This is a genomic window from Streptacidiphilus jeojiense (assembly GCF_000719095.1).
GTDB classification, from domain to species: Bacteria; Actinomycetota; Actinomycetes; order Streptomycetales; family Streptomycetaceae; genus Streptacidiphilus; species Streptacidiphilus jeojiensis.
Genome location: NZ_JOEH01000010.1, coordinates 270905 through 292205 on the forward strand (window position 1 = coordinate 270905; position 21301 = coordinate 292205).

The 21301-nt window shown below is 70.9% G+C and carries 17 protein-coding genes; 13 read left to right on the plus strand and 4 right to left on the minus strand.

Translation table 11 applies throughout. From position 1 onward, the window contains the following. Positions 1-14: 14 nt before the first annotated feature. The 3 genes from IF29_RS43595 to IF29_RS0116030 all read right to left on the minus strand — a co-directional run bounded on the left by IF29_RS43595 (position 15) and on the right by IF29_RS0116030 (position 3921). Positions 15-1112 (minus strand): hypothetical protein, encoded by a 1098-nt coding sequence (locus IF29_RS43595; RefSeq protein WP_051725377.1) that lies wholly within the window; start codon positions 1110-1112, stop codon positions 15-17. Positions 1113-1472: 360 nt separating this feature from the next. Next, positions 1473-2672, minus strand: coding sequence for a metallophosphoesterase (locus tag IF29_RS42040; protein WP_084714325.1), 1200 nt, complete (start codon positions 2670-2672; stop codon positions 1473-1475). A 133-nt stretch (positions 2673-2805) separates the two neighbouring features. Beyond that, positions 2806-3921 carry a LacI family DNA-binding transcriptional regulator gene (locus IF29_RS0116030; protein WP_030254813.1) on the minus strand — a complete coding sequence of 372 codons (1116 nt, stop codon included), beginning with the start codon at positions 3919-3921 and terminating at the stop codon, positions 2806-2808. Positions 3922-4209: 288 nt separating this feature from the next. Between IF29_RS0116030 and hisC the strand changes: the two genes are divergently transcribed. The 5 genes from hisC (at position 4210) to IF29_RS0116055 (ending at position 9540) form a co-directional block, all read left to right on the plus strand. Then, positions 4210-5307 carry a histidinol-phosphate transaminase gene (gene hisC / locus IF29_RS0116035; RefSeq protein WP_030254815.1) on the plus strand — a complete coding sequence of 366 codons (1098 nt, stop codon included), beginning with the start codon at positions 4210-4212 and terminating at the stop codon, positions 5305-5307. A gap of 202 nt (positions 5308-5509) precedes the next feature. Next, positions 5510-6868 carry an efflux RND transporter periplasmic adaptor subunit gene (locus IF29_RS42045; RefSeq protein WP_037595368.1) on the plus strand — a complete coding sequence of 453 codons (1359 nt, stop codon included), beginning with the start codon at positions 5510-5512 and terminating at the stop codon, positions 6866-6868. Then, positions 6868-7767 carry an ABC transporter ATP-binding protein gene (locus tag IF29_RS0116045; RefSeq protein WP_084714328.1) on the plus strand — a complete coding sequence of 300 codons (900 nt, stop codon included), beginning with the start codon at positions 6868-6870 and terminating at the stop codon, positions 7765-7767. Before IF29_RS42045 ends, IF29_RS0116045 begins: the two co-directional genes overlap by 1 nt. Further along, the gene (locus tag IF29_RS0116050; RefSeq protein ID WP_030254820.1) at positions 7764-8819 is read left to right on the plus strand and encodes an ABC transporter permease; all 1056 of its coding nucleotides are present in this window, start codon (positions 7764-7766) and stop codon (positions 8817-8819) included. Before IF29_RS0116045 ends, IF29_RS0116050 begins: the two co-directional genes overlap by 4 nt. Before the next feature lie 67 nt (positions 8820-8886). Beyond that, entirely contained in the window at positions 8887-9540 is a 654-nt protein-coding gene (locus IF29_RS0116055) for a hypothetical protein (RefSeq protein ID WP_051725378.1), read from the plus strand. Positions 9541-9561: 21 nt separating this feature from the next. Here IF29_RS0116055 and IF29_RS0116060 read toward each other — a convergent pair whose 3' ends face one another. After that, positions 9562-10140, minus strand: coding sequence for a hypothetical protein (locus IF29_RS0116060; RefSeq protein ID WP_030254825.1), 579 nt, complete (start codon positions 10138-10140; stop codon positions 9562-9564). A 215-nt stretch (positions 10141-10355) separates the two neighbouring features. On the opposite strand from IF29_RS0116060, the gene IF29_RS43600 reads away from it, so the two are divergent. From IF29_RS43600 to cydD, 8 genes are all read left to right on the plus strand, one after another. After that, positions 10356-11933, plus strand: a complete 1578-nt coding sequence (locus tag IF29_RS43600) for an efflux RND transporter periplasmic adaptor subunit (protein WP_084714331.1) — start codon at positions 10356-10358, stop codon at positions 11931-11933. Continuing rightward, positions 11930-12808, plus strand: a complete 879-nt coding sequence (locus tag IF29_RS0116070; RefSeq protein ID WP_084714334.1) for an ABC transporter ATP-binding protein — start codon at positions 11930-11932, stop codon at positions 12806-12808. The genes IF29_RS43600 and IF29_RS0116070 overlap by 4 nt, the downstream gene beginning before the upstream one ends. Next, positions 12805-14511, plus strand: coding sequence for an ABC transporter permease (locus IF29_RS47650; RefSeq protein ID WP_051725381.1), 1707 nt, complete (start codon positions 12805-12807; stop codon positions 14509-14511). The genes IF29_RS0116070 and IF29_RS47650 overlap by 4 nt, the downstream gene beginning before the upstream one ends. Before the next feature lie 100 nt (positions 14512-14611). After that, entirely contained in the window at positions 14612-15346 is a 735-nt protein-coding gene (locus tag IF29_RS0116085; RefSeq protein WP_030254835.1) for a response regulator transcription factor, read from the plus strand. After that, positions 15321-16793, plus strand: coding sequence for a sensor histidine kinase (locus tag IF29_RS0116090; protein WP_030254839.1), 1473 nt, complete (start codon positions 15321-15323; stop codon positions 16791-16793). The genes IF29_RS0116085 and IF29_RS0116090 overlap by 26 nt, the downstream gene beginning before the upstream one ends. Before the next feature lie 214 nt (positions 16794-17007). After that, positions 17008-18537, plus strand: a complete 1530-nt coding sequence (locus tag IF29_RS0116095; RefSeq protein WP_030254842.1) for a cytochrome ubiquinol oxidase subunit I — start codon at positions 17008-17010, stop codon at positions 18535-18537. A gap of 10 nt (positions 18538-18547) precedes the next feature. Beyond that, positions 18548-19546 (plus strand): cytochrome d ubiquinol oxidase subunit II, encoded by a 999-nt coding sequence (gene cydB / locus IF29_RS0116100; RefSeq protein ID WP_030254844.1) that lies wholly within the window; start codon positions 18548-18550, stop codon positions 19544-19546. A 6-nt stretch (positions 19547-19552) separates the two neighbouring features. Next, positions 19553-21301, plus strand: a 1749-nt coding sequence (gene cydD / locus IF29_RS0116105; RefSeq protein ID WP_063757513.1) for a thiol reductant ABC exporter subunit CydD, incomplete at its 3' end; no start/stop codon positions are given.

Consider the following 21301-nt stretch of genomic DNA (forward strand, 5'->3'; position numbering starts at 1 on the left):
CCGGTCGGGCGGGCTCAGGACTGCTGCTCCTCCTCGGCGTCGGCGTCGTCGGCGTTGGGGAGGAAGCGGTTGCCGGCGGAACCGTGGCCGTTCGCCTCCTGGGTCCGTGACGGCGGGACGGGCGGCGCCGGGGCGGAGACGGCCGGGTGCGCGGGGTGCTCGAAGGGGTCACGGACCACCTCGAAGGTCGGGCTGCTGTACCCGGGGCTGCTGAAGTGGCTCTCGTCGTCGTCCGACTCGAACTCCTCGCCGCGCTGGTTGGTGATCCCCTCGGGTCCCGGGCTGGTGAAGCCCGGGCTGGTGAAGTGGGTCTCGCCGCCCTCCTCCGGTTCGATCTCCTCGCCGCGCTCGTTGGTGATCCGCTCAGGTCCGGGGCTGGTGAAGCCCGGGCTGGTGAACCCCAGCCGCGGACGGGTCCGGACCAGGCTGACGCCGGCCGGCCGCGGTCGCGGCGGCCGCGGGGTGGTGCCCAACTGGGCCAGCAGGTAGGGGAGCAGGCCGCGGTCGCGCAGCGCGCTGTGCCAGGCCTCGCGGGCCTTGGCGAGTTCCGCGTACAGCTCGGGGTTGCGGCCCTGGGGCGGGGACGAGGCGTCGCGGGCGGCGGTGAGCAGCAGTCCGATGATGTCGGCGGCGATCGCGGCCACGCAGATCACGGCGGCGACCAGGCCGGCGGTGACCAGTGGCTGGCCCAGGCTCTGGCCGTCCGCGCGCAGGCCGTAGCCGAGCAGGAGCAGCAGCAGCGCGCTGAATCCGGACAGGATCGGCAGCAGCACGGCGACCAGCGGGACCAGTCCGGCCCGCTCGGCGGCGATCAGCGGGCTCTCGGGCTCCTGCCACTGCGCCGGGTCGTCGCCGCCCAGGCGTTCCCAGTCCGGGACGGGGGCGGTGCGCCGGGCCTGTTCGCGCAGTTCGACGAAGTAGGAGTACTCGACGGCCGCGGTGCCGGCGACGGTGGCGGAGTCGCGCATGGCCCGGGTGTGCAGCTGTTCGGCGTTGGGTCCGGTGGGCGCGCGGCGGAGGGCGGAGCGGACCTGTTCGTTGTGGAGGAGCTCCTCCAGGATCCGCTCGTAGTCGAGCTTGTCCTCGGCCTGCAGGTACGGAGCGCTGTCCATGTTCTACCCAGCCCTCATCTCGTCGGCCCTCTGCATCCTGCCCGCTGGTTCCGGGTTGACGCGGGGTCCGGGGTCGCCCCCGGAGGAGATCGGAGCCACCTGTCCCCCGTACGCCCCGTCAGCATCCTGGTCCGGAACGGCGGATCGGAAGCAGCAGGGACTTAGATGGTAGAGGTCGGCGCGGACCGGTCGACAGTCGGTTTCCGGAATTTCCGGGGCAGTTGGGGCACGTGATGCCATTGGCACGTGCCGCTGGCATTCCGTCGGTTCGTGGGCGAAAAAGCGGTCGGACTGTACCTGACCAGCGCTCGGCCAGCGCTCGGCCGTCGGGTCCCGACAGCTCCGGTCAGGCGGCTCCGGTCAGGCCAGCGGGAGCCGGGCGATCAGCAGCCGGCCCTCGCCCTCCATGGTGACCCCGCCGTCCATGGCGATGGCGAGGTCGTCCGCGTACACATGCGGTCCGGTGACCTGCTTGGCGGGGTGTCCGTCCTCGGACGGGGCGTCGCCGAGCAGGTAGGGGATCGGGCTGTGGCCGTGCACGATGCGCCGGCCGCCGAGCACGTCCAGCAGTTCGTGCGCCGCGGCCGGGCCGGTGTCGCCGCGGAAGGCGAAGCGCTTGGTCATCCGGCGGAAGCAGTCCCACCACTCGTCGCCGTCGCCGCGGTTGAGCACCTCGTGGATGGCGTCGTTGACGGCGTCGACCGAGTCGCCGTACTCCAGGTAGGCGGTGGTGTCGGAGTGCAGCAGCAGGTGGCCGTCCTCGACGGCCATCGCCGGGAGCCTGGTGAGCCAGGCGACGTGGTGGTCCTCCAGCCGGTCCATGTCGGTGGGCTGCCCGCCGTTGAGGCGCCAGGCCGCCAGGAAGGAGGCGGTGCCGGCGCTGGACTGGACGGCCTCGTCGCCGAAGCGGTCGGCGCCCAGCAGCAGCAGTTCGTGGTTGCCCATCAGGGCACGGCAGTAGCCGCCCGCGGCGGCGGCCTCGGCGGCCAGCTGCATCACCAGGTCGATGACGCCGATGCCGTCGGGGCCGCGGTCGGTGAAGTCGCCCAGGAACCAGACCCGGGCGCGGCCGGCCGACCAGTGGCCCTCGTCGTCGATGAGGCCCTCGGAGTGCAGGCCGTCGAGGAGCTCCTGCAGATAGCCGTGGATGTCGCCGATGACGTAGAGCGGGCCGACCGGGTCCTCGCCCTCGTAGGGCTCGTGGCTCTCGTGCGGCTGGTGCCCGATCGGTCCGACCAGGGTCGGCGGGTGGCCGTGGCCGTACGGGTCGGGGCGGGCGCCGGGCGCGGCGGCCAGCGGCGGCCCGAGCTCCAGGGTCGGCGGGTCGTGCGGGGCCGGGGCCGGCGGTGGGGGCGGCGGGGCCATGGCTGCCGGATAACCCGGGCCGGGGGCCGCCGGGGCGGGTGCGGCGCCCGGGGCGGAGTAGCGCTCCGGTGGCGGGGTGAAGAAGTCGTACGTCGTGGACCCGTCGCCGTGGAAGGGAGCCCCGTCGGGGCGCTCTGGCGTACGGGGGCCTGGGTCCGGCAGGTCAGGCCGGGCGTAGGGGTCCACCGATGTCATTCGCCCATCATAGGAAGCTGCTCTTCGCGGTGTACGCACCTGGGGCGCATCAATCCCGCGAGGCGGGTGGGACGATGCGCCGAAGATGAACGTTTGTCATGGTTTTTCTCGGCGGTGACAGGCGGAAGACCTCTTACTCCTCACCCGGTTCGCGCGGTGCGCTGACTGTGGTGCGGGGAGGGCGTCGCTGTGAGGAGCGACGGACGATCAGTTCGGTGGGCATCAGCTGCCCCTCGGGGGTGTCGGTGCCGGGGACCGGTCCGATGCCCTCGATGGCGTCGATGAGCAGGTTCACCACGGTGGTGCCGATGCGCTGCGGCTTGAGCGAGAGGGTGGTGATGGGCGGTTCGGTGGTGGCGTAGACGTCGCTCTCGCTGCAGCAGACCAGCAGCAGGTCCTCGGGCACCCGCAGCCCGTAGCGGCGGGCGGCGGCGAGCAGGTCGGTGCCGTTGGGGTCGAAGAGGCCGTACACGGCGTCGGGCCGGTCCGGGCGGGCCAGCAGTCGGTCGGCGGCGACGGCGCCCGCGCAGGGGTCGTGCGCCGGGTACTCCTCGTACAGCGGTTCCTGGCCGACCCGGTGGCACCAGCCGAGGTAGGCGTCGGTGCTCAGCCGGGTGTAGGTGTCGGTGCTGGTCCCGGTGAGCAGGCCGATCCGGCGGGCGCCGGCGGCGGCCAGGTGGTCCAGGATCTCCAGGACGGCGCTGGCGTGGTCGTTGTCGACCCAGGCGGTGACCGGGCAGTTGCCCGGTCTGCCGTCGCTGACCACCGGCAGGCCCTGCCGGTAGAGCTCGGCGACCATGGGGTCGTGGTCCGGCGGGTCGATCACCACGGTGCCGTCCAGGGCGACATTGCCCCAGACGTCGTGGCGGGAGGTGGCCGGCAGGACCACCAGCGCGTAGCCGCGGGTGAGCGCGGCGGAGGTGGCTGCCCGGGCCATCTCCGCGAAGTAGGCGAACTCGGTGAAGGTGAAGGGTTCCTGGCCGTAGGTGGTGACGGTGAGACCGATCAGGCCGGAGCGCCCGGTGCGCAGGGTCCGCGCGGCTGCGGACGGGCGGTAGCCCAGCCGCTCGGCGACCTCGCGCACCTTGCTGCGGGTCTCGTCGGGGAGTCTGCCCTTGCCGTTGAGGGCATCGGAGACGGTGGTGATGGACACCCCCGCCGCGGCGGCGACATCCCTGATCCCGGCACGCTCCATGCGCCGGGCGTGGGTGGGTCGCCGGCCGCTCTGGTTGGCTGCTGCTGCTGTCATGTCTGACCGATCGTATGGCTCATCACCGTCAGTAGATGGGGGTCTGGGACGGTTTGTTGAAGATACGTTTCTCCATGAGCATTTATGCCCTTTGCCCTTCCTGGGACGACCAGTTGGGTTCGTATACCTGCGTTTCCTGCATGGACTGCATGTGCCGCCGAGGAAGCCTCGGCGGACAGCGGGTGGAACATCTCACCCGCACGGGTGAGATATCGCCGATCGGCTCGTATGGTGATCTCGACCGGGTGCACGGCGAGGTGCACGGCGTGATGTACGAAGGAAGACCACGTGAGCGAGACTCCACAGCCGCAGCAGGGCCCCCGTCTGCGCGAGGCCCTGCGGGGCATTCCGGCCTACAAGCCGGGCAAGCCGGCCGCCGGCGGCGATGGCGCGCCCGCCTACAAGCTGTCCTCCAACGAGAACCCGTACCCGCCGCTGCCCGGCGTCCTGGAGGCCGCGGTCGCCGCCGCCGACAGCTTCAACCGCTACCCGGACATGGGCGTCAGCGCGCTGGTCGCCGAGCTCGCCCAGCGGTTCGGGGTGCCCGAGTCGCACATCGCCACCGGCACCGGCTCGGTCGGCGTGGCCCAGTCGCTGCTGCAGGCCACCTCGGGCCCGGGCGACGAGGTCGTCTACGCCTGGCGCTCGTTCGAGGCCTACCCGATCATCGTCCAGATCAGCGGTGCCACCTCGGTGCAGGTGCCGCTGACCGAGGAGGACGGGCACGACCTGGACGCCATGCTGGCGGCGGTCACCGAGCGCACCCGGCTGATCTTCGTCTGCAACCCCAACAACCCGACCGGGACCGCGGTCCGCCGGGACGAGCTGGAGCGCTTCCTGGACGCGGTACCGGCCGACGTCCTGGTGGTGCTGGACGAGGCCTACTGCGAGTTCGTCCGCGACGGCGAGGTGCCCAACGGCATCGACCTCTACCGCGACCGCCCCAATGTCTGCGTGCTGCGCACCTTCTCCAAGGCGTACGGGCTGGCCGGGCTGCGGGTCGGCTTCGCCGTCGCGCACGAGCCGGTCGCCGCGGCGCTGCGGCAGACCGCTGTGCCGTTCGGCGTCAGCCAGCTGGCCCAGGACGCGGCGGTGGCCTCGCTGCGCGCCGAGCGGGAGCTGCTGCGACGGGTGGACGCGCTGGTCGACGAGCGCACCAGGGTGGTCGCCGCGCTCACCGCCCAGGGCTGGACGGTGCCGGACTCGCAGGCCAACTTCGTCTGGCTGCGGCTGGGTGAACGGACCCTGGAGTTCGCGGCGGCCTGCGAGGCGGCCGGCGTCGTGGTCCGGCCGTTCGCCGGGGAGGGCGTGCGGGTCAGCATCGGCGAGGTCGAGGCGAACGACCTGTTCGTGGAGACTGCCGGAGTGTTCCGCAAGGGCCTGTAGCCGTCCGACGCTTAGCAGGGGCCTGTCCGGAGATTAGGGGCTTGCTGGTAGCCGGAGGCCCCGGGGCGTCGCCGAAGGTAAGAATCGACGGCGCGCACAGGGGAGTTGGTCCGGGTTGTCGGTTTTGCGGCCGACGCGGCTGTCAGCAGACTCTCAGGAACCGTCCAGCGGATCGCTGGCAAGCCCGGCCAGAGTCCCGGCCATGAAGGCGCTTCCACGACGGCGCAGGGCCGTCCTGCTCAACTCCCTGCTCGCGGTGGGTCTGTTGGCCGGGGCCGGGGCTGCCTACGCAGCCGTCGGGACCTCCTCCAGCACCAAGGCGAGCAGCAGCACCAGTACGACGGCGACCGTGGAGAAGGGCACCGTGCTCGCGACGGTGTCCGGCTCGGGGAGCCTGGTCTCGCCCTCGGACGCCGGTGACAGCTTCGTCACCGGCGGGACGGTCACCAAGGTCTACGTCCAGGCCGGTGACAAGGTCACCAAGGGCGAGGTACTGGCCAAGGTCGACCCCACCGACGCCGACGCCACGCTGACCCAGGCCGAGGCGGCGCTGGTGTCGGCCAAGGCCAACCTGACCTCCGCCGAGGAGGGGACGACCACCACCACGACGGTCGCCAGCACCTCGAACACCTCCAGCGGCTCCGGCGGTTCCTCCGGCGGCAGCGGGGGCTCCAGCGGCTCCACCGGTACCACCTCCGGTGCGACGCCCACCGCCACGGCCACCGCCACCACGAAGACCACCACCACGGTCAGCGCCAGCGCCGTGGCCTCCGCGAAGTCCGCGGTCACCCAGGCGGAGAACGCCGTCACCGCCGCGCAGACCGCGGTGGACGGCACCGTGCTGAAGGCCAGCGTCAGCGGCACCGTGGCCTCGGTGAGCAACAAGGTCGGCGACACGGTCTCCAGCTCGGGCTCCAGCTCCGGCACCACCAGCACGAGCAGCAGCAGCTCGACCACGCCCACCGGCTTCGTGGTGATCACCAACCCCAGCGGGATGCAGGTCACCGCGGACTTCTCGGAGACCGACGCGCTCAAGCTGAAGAAGAACCAGGGCGCCACGGTCACGCTCAACGCCGAGTCCAACACCACCCTGAACGCCAAGGTCGTCTCGGTCAGCTCGCTGCCGGTCAGCTCCTCGTCGAGCACCGGCGGCAGCTCCAGCAGCGCGGTGGAGTACGAGGCGGTGCTGAAGATCACCAGTGACACCAGCAATCTGCGCACCGGCCTCTCGGCCACGGTCGCGGTGGCCACCGGTGAGGCCGACAACGCGCTCTACCTGCCGACCGCGGCGGTGACCGGCACCGGGACGACCCGGACGGTCCAGCTGATCAACGCCGACGGCAGCACCACCACCACCTCGGTGACCGTGGGCGTCGAGGGCACCAGCGGCATCCAGATCGTCAGCGGTCTGACCGAGGGTCAGAAGGTCAAGGAGACCACGGTCTCCACCTCCACCAACAACGGCTTCCCGGGCGGCGGCGCGGCAGGCGGCGGCTTCGGCGGCGGCGCCGGCGCGGCCGGCGGTGCCCGCGGTGGGGCCGCCGCCGGCGGTGGTAGGTGATGTCGCCCCTGCACTCGGCCCTGGCCAGGCGCACCAAGGCCGACAAGGCCGCCCAGGCCGAGGCGGCCGCGCCCAAAGCCCGGCCGCCGGTCATCGCGGTGCGCCGGCTGGTCAAGTCGTACGGCTTCGGCGACGCCGCGGTGCACGCGCTCCGCGGCCCCGAGGACCTGGAGGGCAACCCCCAGGGCGTCGACCTGACCATCACCGAGGGCGATTTCGTCGCCATCATGGGCAGTTCGGGCTCCGGGAAGTCGACGCTGATGAACATCCTGGGCTGCCTGGACGTCCCGACCTCCGGCCGCTACCTGCTGGACGGCATCGACGTCGGTTACCTGGACGAGCACCAGCTGTCGCTGGTCCGCAACCGCAAGATCGGGTTCATCTTCCAGTCCTTCAACCTGGTCCCGCGCACCACCGCGGTGGCCCAGGTCGAACTCCCGCTCGCCTACGCGGGGGTGCGCAAGTCGGAGCGGCGGCGCCGGGCGATGGCGGCACTCACCCTGGTGGGTCTCGCGGACCGGGCGGACCACCGTCCCAATGAGCTCTCCGGCGGCCAGCAGCAGCGCGTGGCGGTCGCCCGGGCCCTGGTGACCAGCCCGGCGATGCTGCTGGCGGACGAGCCGACCGGCAACCTGGACAGCCGCTCCACCGACGACGTGCTGGCCATCGTCGACCGCCTCAACGCGGCCGGCCGCACCATCGTCCTGATCACCCACGAGGACGAGGTGGCCCGGCACGCCAAGCGGGTGGTCCGGCTGGTCGACGGCCAGATCTACGAGGACATCCGACAGGCCCCGGTGCACGGGCTGCCGCCGGCGCTGCTGGACCCGGTGGAGTTCGCCTCGCACACCCTGCACGTCCAGAACGTCAGGGCCAACGCGGTCGGAGGCGCCCGATGAACCCCTTCCAGACCCTGCTCTTCGCCCTCGGCGGCCTGGCCGCCAACAAGATCCGGTCCCTGCTCACCATGCTCGGGGTGCTGATCGGCGTCGCCGCCGTGATCCTGCTGCTGGCCGTGGGCAACGGCTCCTCGGCGGCGGTCAAGGCGTCGATCACCTCGCTCGGCGCCAACTCACTGACCATCACCTCGGGCACCGGGAACAGCAGCACCTCCACCGCGACCAGCACCAAGCCGCTGACCGTCTCGGACGCCACGGCGCTGGCCGACACCACCAAGGCCCCCGACATCAAGAGCGTCGCGCCCGAGGTCAGCACCTCGGGGACGGCGATCTACCAGGGCGTCTCGCACTCGGTCAGCTCCATCATCGGCACCTACACCGGGTACTTCGAGGCGACCAACAGCAAGGTCGACAAGGGCGACTACTTCAGCAACGACGACATCCTGAACGACCGCAAGGTCGCGGTGATCGGCTCCACCACCGCCACCGACCTGTTCGGCACGGTCGACCCGGTCGGCAAGACCATCACCATCGGCAGCACCCCGTTCAAGGTGGTCGGAGTGCTGGCCACCAAGGGCAGCACCGGCCTGACCTCGTCCGACGACGTGGTGGTCGCACCGCTGACCACCGTGCAGAACGCCTTCACCGGCTTCGGCTCGCTGACCCAGATCGTGGTGGAGGCGACCTCCTCGTCCGCCATCACGGCGGCCACCAGCGAGATCAGCACCATCATGATGAACCAGCACGGCATCACCAGCGCCACCGCGGCCGACTTCCAGATCAGCAGCGCGACCTCGCTGCTGAGCACCCAGGCCTCGACCAACAAGACCTTCACGGTGCTGCTGGGGGCGGTGGCGGCGATCTCGCTGCTGGTCGGCGGGATCGGGATCACCAACATCATGCTGGTCACGGTCACCGAGCGGACGGTGATCATGCCGGCCTCGGTCTGGGGCTCGTTCGGCATCGCCGTCGCCATCGGCCTGTTCTTCGGCAGCTACCCGGCCAACCGGGCGGCGAGCCTGCGGCCCATCGAGGCGCTGCGCCATGAGTGACGGCACCAAGGACGGCGCGAACGGCGCCGTGAACGACAGGCCCCATCACGGAGAGAGGACACCGACCATGGCTGCCAAGCAGTCCGAGGAACTCGCCACCACGGCCCGGGTACCGGTGGTCAACCTTCCGGTGCCCTACGAGGCCGGTTCCGCCGTGCCGGCGCTGCCCGGCGGCGAGGACCCGGAGGCGATCCTCGCCGAACCCCCGGACACCCGCGACATCAGCGCCGAACTGGCCGAACCCCCGCGCCGCAAGCTGCCGTTGCTCAGCATGCTGCTGTTCGCCGGCATGATCGCCGGACTGGGCTTCGCCGGCGGCGCCTACTACGAGAAGCAGAACCCGAGCAGCACCAGCACGGCCGGCGCCGGGTTCGCCCGCACCGGCGCGGCCCCCGGCGGGTTCAGCGCCGAGGGCGGTGCGGGCGGCGGGTTCGGCGGCGGCGCCCCCGGCGGTACCGGCGGCACCGGCACCGGCTCTTCCACCAGTTCGACCTCCGGCACGGTGAAGCTGGTCGACGGCAGCACCGTCTACCTGACCACCAGCTCCGGGAGCGTGATCAAGGTGACGACCAAGAGCTCCACCAAGGTGACCACGACCAAGACCGGCAAGACCACGGACCTGACCCCGGGTCAGACCGTGACGGTCGAGGGCACCACGGACAGCTCCGGCAGCGTCGCGGCGACCACGGTCACCGAGGCCGCCCCGACGACTTCGGGCTGACGGCGGCCCCGGATGGAGGCGTCAGCCGGTCGCGCTGGGGGAGGGGCTGCTGCTCCTGGTCGGCAGCAGCACCTTGCAGGTCTTGTAGGCGGCCGCGGTCTTGGGGTCGGTGGTGTTCAGCGAGCGCAGGCCGTTCGCCGCCACGGTCACCCCGTGGTCCTTCATGCAGCTGGTGAACGCGGCCAGGTCGGTGCTGTTGAAGCCGCCGCCCTTGCCGCCGCCGAACCCCGCGGCGCCGCTCGGGCGGTCCGAGGCGCAGGCCTGGATCGCGGCCTGCGTGCTGGGGTTGGCCGAGGCACCGCCGAAGCCGAAGCCCCCGCCGCCGTAGCCGCCGCTGGGACGGACGCCGCTGGGCCTGGCACCGCTGGGGAAGCCGCTCGGCCGGCCGCTCGCCCCGGCGCCGCCGGGTCGACCGCTGGGCAGGGTGACTCCGTGCTGGGACAGGCAGTTCCGGTACGCCGAGTCCTGGGCGCTGCCCGAGGCCGACGAGTTGGGCTGGGCCGAAGCGGCCGTGCCGGACGAGGAGCAGCCGGACAGCACCAGAGCGCCGAGGCTCAGGACTCCGGCTGCCGCGAGGGCGCGAGGGTGGAGTGCGGTCATGACGCCAGACAGAACCGTACCGGGGTGGGGGACGCCTGGACGCCGTCTGGCAATTGCCTGTGAGCCGGAGCGTAGCCGAGGACCGTAGCAGCCGGCTGGACGGCAGCTATGCGTTGTATGTCAGCTTATGGCTGCCCGGGCACGGCGTACGGCACACAGGGAACTCCCAGACCACTCGCAGAGCATGACAGGGCGACCGGGCCAGTCTGTGCGCCATGAAGGTGCTCCCACGACGGCGGAAAGCCGTCCTGTTGAACTCCGTCCTCGCCCTGGTGCTGGTCACCGGAGCGGGGGCCGCGTACGCGACCGTGAACAACGGCAGTAGCAGCACCGCCAAGAGCACGGCCCGGACGGCCACCGTCGAGCAGGGAACGGTGACGGCCACGGTCTCCGGCTCGGGCTCGCTGACCTCGCCGACCGACGCCGGTGTGAATTTCACCACTGGCGGCACACTCACCGAGGTGGACGTCACCGCAGGTCAGAAGGTCACCGCCGGGCAGGTCCTGGCGAAGGTCGACCCGACCACGGCGAACGAGACGCTGACCGAGGCGCAGGCCCAGCTCACCTCCGCGCAGGCGAACCTGACCGCGGTGGAGGACGGCACGGCCACCAGCAGCAACAACAACAGCGGTGGCGGCAGCTCCTCCGGCGGCAGCAGCACAAGCGGCAGCAGTACGAGCGGCGGCAGCAGCAGTGGCGGTACCACCGGGGGCAGCACCACCGGGTACACCAGCACCGGCGGCACCTCGGGCGGCAGCAGCAGCGGCGGTTCCACCACCGGCGGCCGCAGCGCCACCCCGACCACCAGCCCGTCGGCCTCGGCCAGGCCGAGCCCGTCCGCCAGCGCCTCCGCGAGCGCCTCCGCCTCCGCGTCCGCCTCGGCCTCCGCGTCGAAGAGCAAGGCCGCCACCGTCCAGGACGCCGGCTATGTCACGGACGTCACCGCGAGCGCCACGCCCTCGGTCGACCCGGCCCAGCTGGCCTCGGCCGAGCAGCAGGTCACCACCGCGCAGAACTCCGTCGACGCCGCCCAGCGCGCGGTGGACGGTACGGTGCTGAAGGCCCCGGTCAGCGGCACGGTTGCGTCGGTCACCGGCAAGGTCGGCGACACGGTGTCCGGCACCACCAGCTCCGGCGGCTCCGGTTCCGGCGGCAGTTCGAGCAGCAGCAGTAGCAGCAGTTCCTCCTCCACCCTCAGCGGTTTCGTGGTGATCACCAACCCCACCGGGATGGAGGTCTCCGCGGACTTCTCCGAGTCGGACGCGCTCAAGCTGAAGTCCGGCCAGGCCGCCACGGTCACCCTGAACGCCGAGACCGGCACCACGCTCACCGCCAAGCTGCTCTCCATCAGCTCGCTGCCGGTCAGCAGCTCCAGCTCCGGCGGCAGCTCCAGCAGCGCAGTGCAGTACGCGGCGCTGCTGGCGATCACCAGCGACACCTCCAACCTGCGCACCGGCCTGAGCGCCAGCGTCCAGGTCACCACCGGCGAGGCGCAGAACGCGCTGTGGGTGCCGACCACCGCGGTCACCGGCACCGGCGCCAACAGCACGGTGACCGTCGTCAACGCGAACGGCACGACCACCCGCACCCCCGTCACCGTGGGCATCCAGGGCGACACCGAGGTGCAGATCACCAGCGGTGTCCAGCTCGGCCAGAAGGTGCAGCTGACCGTGGTGTCCACCACCGGCAGCAACGGCTTCCCGGCCGGCGGCTTCCCCGGCGGCACCGGACGCACCCGTACCGGCACGGCCGGCGGCGCCGCCGTCGGCGGTCTGGGCGGTGGTCGGGGATGAGGCTGCGCAGCAGGCCGCAGCAGCCACCGCCGGCCGAGCCGCCGGTCCCGCGCGGCCCGGTGCCGATCCTGGCGGTGCGCCGCCTGGTCAAGACCTACGGCCACGGCGACGCCGCGGTGCACGCCCTGGCCGGCCCGGTCGACGACCAGGGCGTGGAGCAGGGCGTCGACCTGACGATCTACCAGGGCGACTTCGTCGCCATCATGGGCAGCTCGGGTTCCGGGAAGTCGACCCTGATGAACATCCTGGGCTGCCTGGACGCCCCCACCTCCGGCCGCTACCTGCTGGACGGCATCGACGTCGGCTACCTGGACGAGCACCAGCTGTCGCTGGTCCGCAACCGCAAGATCGGCTTCATCTTCCAGTCCTTCAACCTGGTCCCGCGCACCACCGCGCTGGCCCAGGTCGAACTCCCGCTCGCCTACGCCGGGGTGAAGGCCGCCGAGCGGCGCCGCCGGGCGATGGCCGCGCTCACCCTGGTCGGCCTGGCCGACCGCGCCGACCACCGTCCCAATGAGCTCTCCGGCGGCCAGCAGCAGCGCGTGGCCGTCGCCCGGGCCCTGGTGACCAGCCCGGCCATGCTGCTCGCCGACGAGCCGACCGGAAACCTCGACAGCCGCTCCACCGACGACGTCCTGGCCATCGTCGACCGCCTCAACGCCGCCGGCCGCACCATCGTCCTGATCACCCACGAGGACGAGGTGGCCCGGCACGCCAAACGGGTGGTCCGGCTGGTCGACGGCCAGATCTACGAGGACATCCGGCAGGCACCGCTGCACGGCCTGCCCCCCGCCCTGCAGGACCCCGAGGAGTTCGCCTCGCACACCCTGCACATCGGCCACGTACGGGCCCACGCGAACGGAGGCGACCGGTGAACCCCTTCCAGACCCTGCGCTTCGCCTTCGGCGGCCTGGCCGCCAACAAGATCCGCTCCGGGCTGACCATGCTGGGCATCCTGATCGGCGTCGCCGCCGTCATCCTGCTGCTGGCCGTCGGCAACGGCTCCTCGCAGGCGGTCAAGGACGCCATCCAGGCCCTCGGCACCAACTCGCTGACGGTCACCTCGGGTTCGGGGTCGAGCACCTCCACCGCGACCACCATCAAGCCGCTGACCGTGGACGACGCCAGGGCGCTGGCGGACACCAGCCAGGCCCCGGACATCAAGGGCGTGGCACCCGAGGTCAGCACCTCGCAGACGGCGATCTACGAGGGCACCTCGCACACCGTCAGCTCCGTGGTCGGCACCTACCCGGCCTACTTCGAGGCCTCCAACAGCAAGGTCGACAAGGGCGACTACTTCAGCAACGACGATGTGCTCAACTCCCGCAAGGTCGCGGTGATCGGCTCGACCACCGCAACCGACCTGTTCGGCACGGTCAGCCCGATCGGCAAGGTGATCACCCTCGGTGGCACCCCGTTCACCGTGGTCGGCGAGCTGGCCACCAAGGGCGGAACCGGCTTCCAGGACCCGGACGACACCATCATCGCGCCGCTGCCGACCGTCCAGAACGCCTTCACCGGGTTCAGCGGCTCGCTCAGCCAGATCCTGGTCGAGGCCACCACCGCGGACGCCACCACCAACGCCACCAACGAGATCACCACGATCCTGATGGGCCAGCACTCCATCACCAGCGCCAGCGCGGTGGACTTCCGGGTCTCCAGCCAGACCTCGCTGCTGACCACCCGCACCTCCACCGACCAGACCTTCACGGTGCTGCTGGGGGCGGTGGCGGCGATCTCGCTGCTGGTCGGCGGGATCGGGATCACCAACATCATGCTGGTCACGGTCACCGAGCGGACATCGCCGTCGCCATCGGCCTGTTCTTCGGCAGCTATCCGGCCAGCCGGGCGGCGAGCCTGCGCCCGATCGAGGCGCTGCGTCATGAGTGACCGTCACACATCTGAGGGGACAACGGACATGGCCGGACGACACGGCGAACTCGTGAAGGCGAACGACTCGTTCGTCCCCGGCCTGCGCGAGGAGGAGCCCACCCAGGTGCTCGACGTGGTGGCCGGTTCCGAGCTCAGCCCGGAGGAGATCCTCGCCGAGCCCCCGGACACCCGCGACATCGTCGGAGAACTGGCCGCGCCGCCGCGCCGCAAGCTGCCCTGGCTGACCCTGGCGCTGGCCGGCGGCGTGATCGCCGCGATCGCCTTCGCCGGCGGCGCGATGGTCGAGAAGAACGTCAAGCCGGCCACCACGACCGCGGCCGCCGGCGGCTTCGCCGGCTTCACCCGCGGCGCGGCCGGCGGGGCGGCCGGCACCGGCGGACTGGGAACCGGAACCGGCACCGCCGGCGGAGCCACCACCGGCACGGTCAAGCTGGTCGACGGCAGCACGGTCTACCTCACCGACTCCTCCGGCAACATCGTGAAGGTCACCACCGGCAGCTCCACCAAGGTCACCCTCTCCAGCACCGGCAAGGTCGGCGACCTCAAGGCGGGGGAGACGGTCACTGTCCGGGGCACCACCGACTCCTCCGGCAACCTGGCCGCGACCACCGTCAGCGAGGGCGCGACCACCACGGCGGGGGGCTTCGGCGCAGGCGGCTTCGGCGGCGGGACGACCGGCGGATAAGGACGTTTAGCTGTTCCTCATCCAGGACCCATACGGTGCACAGTGCAACCGTCTTGGATTCAACCCCCTCACCCTCCGTCTTACCTGTCAGGGGCCGCACATGGACAGCACCGAAGCCAGTCTCCTGGTCGTCGACGACGAACCGAACATCCGGGAACTGCTCTCGGCCTCGCTCCGCTTCGCGGGCTTCAACGTCTCATCCGCCGCCTCCGGCGCCGAGGCCGTGGCCGCCGTCGCCAGGCAGCGGCCCGACCTGGTGCTGCTGGACGTGATGCTGCCGGACATGGACGGCTTCGCCGTGGTCCGGCGGCTGCGGGACGAGCAGCCGGGCACCCCGGCCGGCCGCGGCGGCGAGCGCGACCGGATCCCGGTGATCTTCCTCACCGCCAAGGACGGCGTGGACGACAAGATCAGCGGCCTGACCGCGGGCGGCGACGACTACGTCACCAAGCCCTTCAGCCTGGAGGAGCTGATCGCCCGGATCCGGGCGATCCTGCGCCGCACCGGCGGCCCGGCGGACGCGGGCCGGCTGGTGGTGGCCGACCTCGAACTCGACCCGGTCGGCCACCAGGTGGTCCGCGGCGGCAACCAGGTCTCGCTCTCGCCGACCGAGTTCAAGCTGCTGGAGTACCTGATGAGCAACACCGGCCGGGTGGTGTCCAAGATGCAGATCCTGGACCACGTCTGGGCCTACGACTTCGGCGGGGACCTCAGCATCGTCGAGTCCTACATCTCCTACCTGCGGCGCAAGGTCGACTCCGGCGCCAACGGACACCCCAAGCTGATCCACACCGTCCGGGGAATCGGCTATGTCCTTCGTCGTCCGCCTGCTTAACCGGGCCCGCGGCGCGGTCGGGCGCCGGCTGTCGCTCCGCGGCCGGCTGCTGGTGCTCGCGATCGCGCTGGTCACCCTCGGTCTCGCGGTCAGCGACACGCTGGTGCTGACCACGGTCCGCTACCAGCTGGTGCAGCGGGTCGACGACCAGATGCGCCGGGTGGTGGCCCCCAACAGCGGGCGGCTCTGGGCGCCGCCGAAGGGCCGCGACAACGGCAGCCCCACCCTGCCCAGCAAGTTCGTCATCACCATCCGTGAGCCCGACGGCAGCTACCGTCCCTTCCTGGACCAGCTGGTGACCGCCTCCGACCCGGTCCCCAGCCTCCCGGCGCTCAGCGCCGACCAGGTGAGCGCACATCTGGACAAGCCGTTCACGGTCCCCAGCAACCACGGCGGCGGCAGCTGGCGGGTGCTGATGCAGCAGCGGACCGAGGACGGCATCGAGGTCACCGTGGTGGTCGCCTCCTCGCTGGACGACACCGACGCCACCGTGGCCAAGTTCGACGAGGGCTTCCTCGCCATCGGTGCCGCGGTGGTCCTGCTGATCGGGCTGGCCGGCTGGTTCGCGGTCCGCCGCGGCCTCAAGCCGCTGCGCCGGATCGAGGCCACCGCCACCGAGATCGCCGCCGGGCAGACCCTGTCGCACCGGATGCCGGAAGGCTCCCAGCGCACCGAGGTCGGCCGGCTGGCCGGCTCGCTCAACTCCATGCTGGCCCAGATCGAGTCGGCCTTCGCCGCCCGGGCCGCCTCCGAGGACCGGATGCGGCGCTTCGTCGCCGACGCCTCCCACGAGCTGCGCACCCCGCTGGCCGGGATCCGCGGCTTCGCCGAGCTCTACCGGATGGGGGCGCTGAGCGAGGAGGCCGACATCAAGCGCACCATGGCCAGGATCGAGAGCGAGGCGCTGCGGATGGGCGGCCTGGTCGAGGACCTGCTCACGCTGGCCCGCCTGGACGAGCAGCGCCCCCTGGAACTGGCGCCGATGGACCTGCGCACCCTGGCCGCCGACGCCCTGCACGACACCACCGCACTGGACCCCACCCGCCCGGTCGCACTCACCGGCCCCGGCGGCAGCACCGCCCCGACCGCCGCCCTGGTCCTGGGCGACGAGGCCCGGCTCCGCCAGGTGGTCACCAACCTGGTCGGCAACGCCGTCAAGCACACGCCGCGCGGCACCGCGGTACGCATCGGCGTCGGCACCGTCGACGGCCAGGGCGTCATCGAGGTCGCCGACAACGGCCCGGGGCTGACCCCGGACCAGGCCGCCCGGGTGTTCGAGCGCTTCTACCGCGTCGACTCCTCCCGCAGCCGCCAGGACGGCGGCGGCGCGGGCCTCGGCCTGGCCATCGTCTCCGCCCTCACCGCAGCCCACCACGGGCAGGTCGACCTGCTCACCACCCCCGGCGAAGGCGCCGTGTTCCGAGTACGGATCCCGGCTGCGCGCTAGTACCTGGCTGGGCGCGCAGTTCCCCGCGCCCCTGGGGGCTGCAACTGAACCGGGGACCCCCCTGCAAGCTTCGAAAACCCGTAGGTCATAATACTTTGTGAATGTGTTCACGTTCACAAGAGAACGATCGCGTCGTGCCTGCGCTGTGGAAACGGCAAAAAATGCATAACTAGGCATGACAATCGTTCAGAACACGACCGAGGGAGGCACCGACGTGGAGCTGGCACTCGCCCACGAGACGATGGCGCGCTGGCAGTTCGGCATCACCACCGTGTACCACTTCCTCTTCGTCCCCCTGACGATCAGCCTGGCCGCACTCACCGCAGGACTGCAGACCGCCTGGGTCCGCACCGACAAGGCCAAGTACTTCAAGGCCACCAAGTTCTGGGGCAAGCTCCTGCTGATCAACCTCGCACTCGGGGTGGCCACCGGGATCGTCCAGGAGTTCCAGTTCGGCATGAACTGGTCCGCCTACTCCAAGTTCGTCGGCGACGTCTTCGGGGCGCCGCTCGCGATGGAGGCCCTGCTCGCCTTCTTCTTCGAGTCCACCTTCATCGGCCTGTGGATCTTCGGCTGGGAGCGGCTGCCGAAGAAGATCCACCTGGGCTGCATCTGGATGGTCGCCATCGGCACCATCCTCTCCGCCTACTTCATCCTGGCCGCCAACTCCTGGATGCAGCACCCGGTCGGCTACACCATCGGCGCCAACGGCCGGGCCCAGCTGACCGACATCGGCAAGGTGCTCTTCCAGGAGACCACCCTGGTCGTGGTCTTCCACACGATGATGGCGTCCTTCCTGACCGGTGGAGCCTTCATGGTCGGCATCGCCGCCTACCAGCTGCGCCGCCAGCACCGGCTGCAGGAGACCGACTCCGCCAAGATCGGCGCCATGCGCGCCAGCCTGCGCCTGGGCCTGGTGATCGCGGTGATCTTCGGCATCGGCACCGCCGTCAGCGGCGACAGCCTGGGCAAGGTGATGTTCCGTCAGCAGCCCATGAAGATGGCCGCCGCCGAAGCCCTCTGGGACACCCAGCAGCCGGCCCCGTTCTCGATCTTCGCCTACGGCAACGTCAACGAGGGCCGGAACACCATAGAGCTCACCATCCCCGGCCTGCTCTCCTTCCTGGCGACCAGCAACTTCCACGACGCCGTCCCCGGCATCAACGACGTGCAGGCCCAGGAACGGGCCAAGTACGGAGACAAGGCCCCCAGCTACGAGCCCAACATCCCGACCGCCTTCTGGGGCTTCCGCTGGATGATCGGCTTCGGGATGACCTCCTTCGCCATCGCCGCCGCCGGCCTCTGGCTGACCCGCAAGCGCTTCTGGCTGGCCCCCGAGCACCGCCGCGGCGAATCCGAGATCCCGCTGCTGATGCTCACCAGAACCAAGGAGCTCAACCCGTTCCTCAACAAGTGGGCCTGGCGGATCGCCATCCTCACCATGGGCTTCCCGCTGATCGCCAACTCCTGGGGCTGGATCTTCACCGAGATGGGCCGTCAGCCCTGGGCCGTCTACGGCCTGATCACCACAGCCGAGGCGGTCTCGCCGACCGTCTCCGTCGGCGAACAGATCACCTCGCTCACCATCTTCACCCTCCTCTACGCCCTCCTGGCCGTGATCGAGATCCGTCTCATGATCACCTACGCCAAGGCCGGCCCCACCGACGAGGAACCCCCGAGCCAGGACCCCACCCTCCGCGGCCCGTCCGGCGACGCCGACCAGCCCCTCGCCTTCGCGTACTGAGGAGAGAACCATGCAACTCCACGACGTCTGGTTCGTGCTGATCGCCGTCCTCTGGATCGGCTACTTCTTCCTCGAAGGCTTCGACTTCGGCGTAGGGATCCTCACCAAACTGCTGGCCCGCGACGAACCCGAGCGCCGGGTGCTGATCAACACCATCGGCCCGGTCTGGGACGGCAACGAGGTCTGGCTGCTCACCGCCGGCGGCGCCACCTTCGCGGCCTTCCCGGCCTGGTACGCCACCCTCTTCAGCGGCTTCTACCTGGCCCTGCTGGCGATCCTGGTCTGCCTGATCGTCCGCGTCCTGGCCTTCGAGTACCGGGCCAAGCGCAGCGACCCCCGCTGGAAGCGCAACTGGGAGCACGCCATCTTCTGGACCTCCCTCCTCCCCGCCTTCCTCTGGGGGGTGGCCTTCGCCAACATCGTCCACGGCGTGAAGATCAACGAGGCCGGCGACTACGCAGGGAACTTCCTCGACCTGCTCAACCCCTACGCCCTCCTCGGCGGCCTGGTCACCCTGTCCCTCTTCACCTTCCACGGCACGGTCTTCGTCGCCCTGAAGACCCTGGGCGACATCCGCACCCGCGCCCGCACCCTGGCCCGCACCACCGGCCTGATCACCGCCGTCCTAGCCCTGGCCTTCCTGATCTGGACCCAGACCTCCAGCGGCGACGGATGGTCACTGGCCGCGATGGTCATCGCCGTCCTCGCCCTGCTGGCCGCCCTCGCCCTCAACGAGGCCGGCCGCGAGGGCTGGGCCTTCATCTGCTCCGGCGTCACCATCGTCGCCGCCGTGGCGATGCTCTTTCTCGCGCTCTTCCCGGACGTCATGCCCTCCAGCCTCGACCCGGCCTGGTCGCTGACCGTCTCCAACGCATCGTCCTCGCACTACACCCTCAAGGTCATGACCTGGGTGGCCGGCATCATGACCCCGCTGGTCCTCGTCTACCAGAGCTGGACCTACTGGGTGTTCCGCAAGCGCATCGGCGTCCGCAACATCCCCGCCCACTGAGGTGCCATGAAGCCCGTCGACCCCCGCCTCCTCCGCCACGCCGCGACGACCAGGACCTTCCTCCTGCTCTCCACGGCCCTCGGTGCGCTCAACGCCGTCCTGGTCATCGCCCAGGCCGTGCTCATCGCCGACATCGTTGTCGACGCCTTCCAAAAATCGGAGCACCCCACCCCACCCCTCCTGGCCCTCGCCGCCGTGGCCATATCCCGCGGCCTGACCTCCTGGGCCACCGAGACCGCCGCCCATCGCGCCTCCGCAGCCGTCAAGTCCGAGCTCCGCGCCCAACTGCTCACCCGCGCCACCGCCCTGGGCCCCAACTGGCTCACCCGCCGGCGCAGCGGCGAACTGGTCACCCTGGCCACCCGCGGCATCGACGCCCTGGACGACTACTTCGCCCGCTACCTACCGCAACTGGCGCTGGCCGTAGTCGTCCCCGTCGCCGTCATCGCCCGCATCGCCCTCGCCGACTGGCTTTCGGCCCTGATCATCGTCCTCACCCTCCCCCTCATCCCCATTTTCATGGTCCTCATCGGCCTGGCCACCCAGTCCCGGATGGACCGTCAGTGGCGCACCCTGGGCCGCCTCTCGCACCACTTCCTGGACGTGGTCGAGGGCCTCCCCACCCTCAAGGTCTTCGGCCGTGCCAAAGCTCAAGCAGCCGCCATCCGCCGCACCACCGACGACTACCGCCAGGCCACCCTGCGCACCCTCCGCATCGCCTTCATCTCCTCCTTCGCCCTGGAACTGCTCTCGACCGTCTCGGTCGCCCTGGTCGCCGTAGGCATCGGCACCCGCCTGGTCGACGGCAGCCTGGACCTCCGCACCGGCCTGCTGATCCTGGTCCTGGCCCCCGAGGCATACCTGCCGATCCGTCAGGTGGGCACCCACTACCACGCCAGCGTCGAGGGCCTGGCCGCAGCCCAGCAGATCTTCGCCGTCCTGGAAACCGAGACACCCACCCCCGGCACCCGCCCGGTACACCGCCCGGTCATCGAACTCCGTGACGTGACCGTCCCCCACGCCCCCGCCATCCAGTCCCTGAACCTGACCATCGAGCCCGGCGAAACCCTGGCCGTCACCGGCCCCTCAGGAGCAGGAAAGACCACCCTCCTCTCCCTCCTCCTCGGCTTCACCACCCCCGCCACCGGCACCATCACCATCGACAACAAGCCCCTGAACACCTACGACTGGCGAACCCAGATCGCCTGGGTCCCGCAACACCCCTACCTCTTCGCCGGCACCATCGCCGACAACGTCCGCCTCGCCCGCCCCGAAGCGACCGACGCCGAACTCGCCACCGCCCTCCACCGGGCCCACGCCCACGAGTTCGTCAACGCCCTCCCCCTCGGCGCGGCGACCCCCCTCGGCGAACACGGCTCCGGCCTCTCCGCCGGCCAGCGCCAGCGCCTGGCCCTGGCCCGCGCCTTCCTGGCCGACCGCCCGGTGCTGCTCCTGGACGAACCCACCGCCAACCTCGACACGGCCACCGAACAGGCCGTCGTGGAGGCGATCCGCGACTTCGCCCGCGACCGCACCGTCATCCTCACCGCCCACCGCCCCGCCCTCCTCGCCCTGGCAGACCGCACCGTCACCCTGACGCCGTCTCTCTTTTCTCCCCCCACCGCACGGGAGGGGGTGGGACGGGGCGGGGTGGTCGCGGCAGGGGCCGTCAAAGCGAAGAACGAGTCAGCGCCGCTCAAGGACGGAAACACGCTTACAGACTCGTTCTGCAGCAGGCCCCAGAGCGACCACCCC

Coding starts and splice junctions, on each gene's coding strand:
- IF29_RS43595 (WP_051725377.1), bottom strand. CDS start 1,112: ATGGACAGCGCTCCGTACCTGCAGGCCGAGGACAAGCTCGACTACGAG.
- IF29_RS42040 (WP_084714325.1), bottom strand. CDS start 2,672: ATGACATCGGTGGACCCCTACGCCCGGCCTGACCTGCCGGACCCAGGC.
- IF29_RS0116030 (WP_030254813.1), bottom strand. CDS start 3,921: ATGACAGCAGCAGCAGCCAACCAGAGCGGCCGGCGACCCACCCACGCC.
- IF29_RS42045 (WP_037595368.1), top strand. CDS start 5,510: ATGAAGGCGCTTCCACGACGGCGCAGGGCCGTCCTGCTCAACTCCCTG.
- IF29_RS0116045 (WP_084714328.1), top strand. CDS start 6,868: ATGTCGCCCCTGCACTCGGCCCTGGCCAGGCGCACCAAGGCCGACAAG.
- IF29_RS0116050 (WP_030254820.1), top strand. CDS start 7,764: ATGAACCCCTTCCAGACCCTGCTCTTCGCCCTCGGCGGCCTGGCCGCC.
- IF29_RS0116055 (WP_051725378.1), top strand. CDS start 8,887: ATGGCTGCCAAGCAGTCCGAGGAACTCGCCACCACGGCCCGGGTACCG.
- IF29_RS0116060 (WP_030254825.1), bottom strand. CDS start 10,140: ATGACCGCACTCCACCCTCGCGCCCTCGCGGCAGCCGGAGTCCTGAGC.
- IF29_RS43600 (WP_084714331.1), top strand. CDS start 10,356: ATGAAGGTGCTCCCACGACGGCGGAAAGCCGTCCTGTTGAACTCCGTC.
- IF29_RS0116070 (WP_084714334.1), top strand. CDS start 11,930: ATGAGGCTGCGCAGCAGGCCGCAGCAGCCACCGCCGGCCGAGCCGCCG.
- IF29_RS0116085 (WP_030254835.1), top strand. CDS start 14,612: ATGGACAGCACCGAAGCCAGTCTCCTGGTCGTCGACGACGAACCGAAC.
- IF29_RS0116090 (WP_030254839.1), top strand. CDS start 15,321: ATGTCCTTCGTCGTCCGCCTGCTTAACCGGGCCCGCGGCGCGGTCGGG.
- cydB (WP_030254844.1), top strand. CDS start 18,548: ATGCAACTCCACGACGTCTGGTTCGTGCTGATCGCCGTCCTCTGGATC.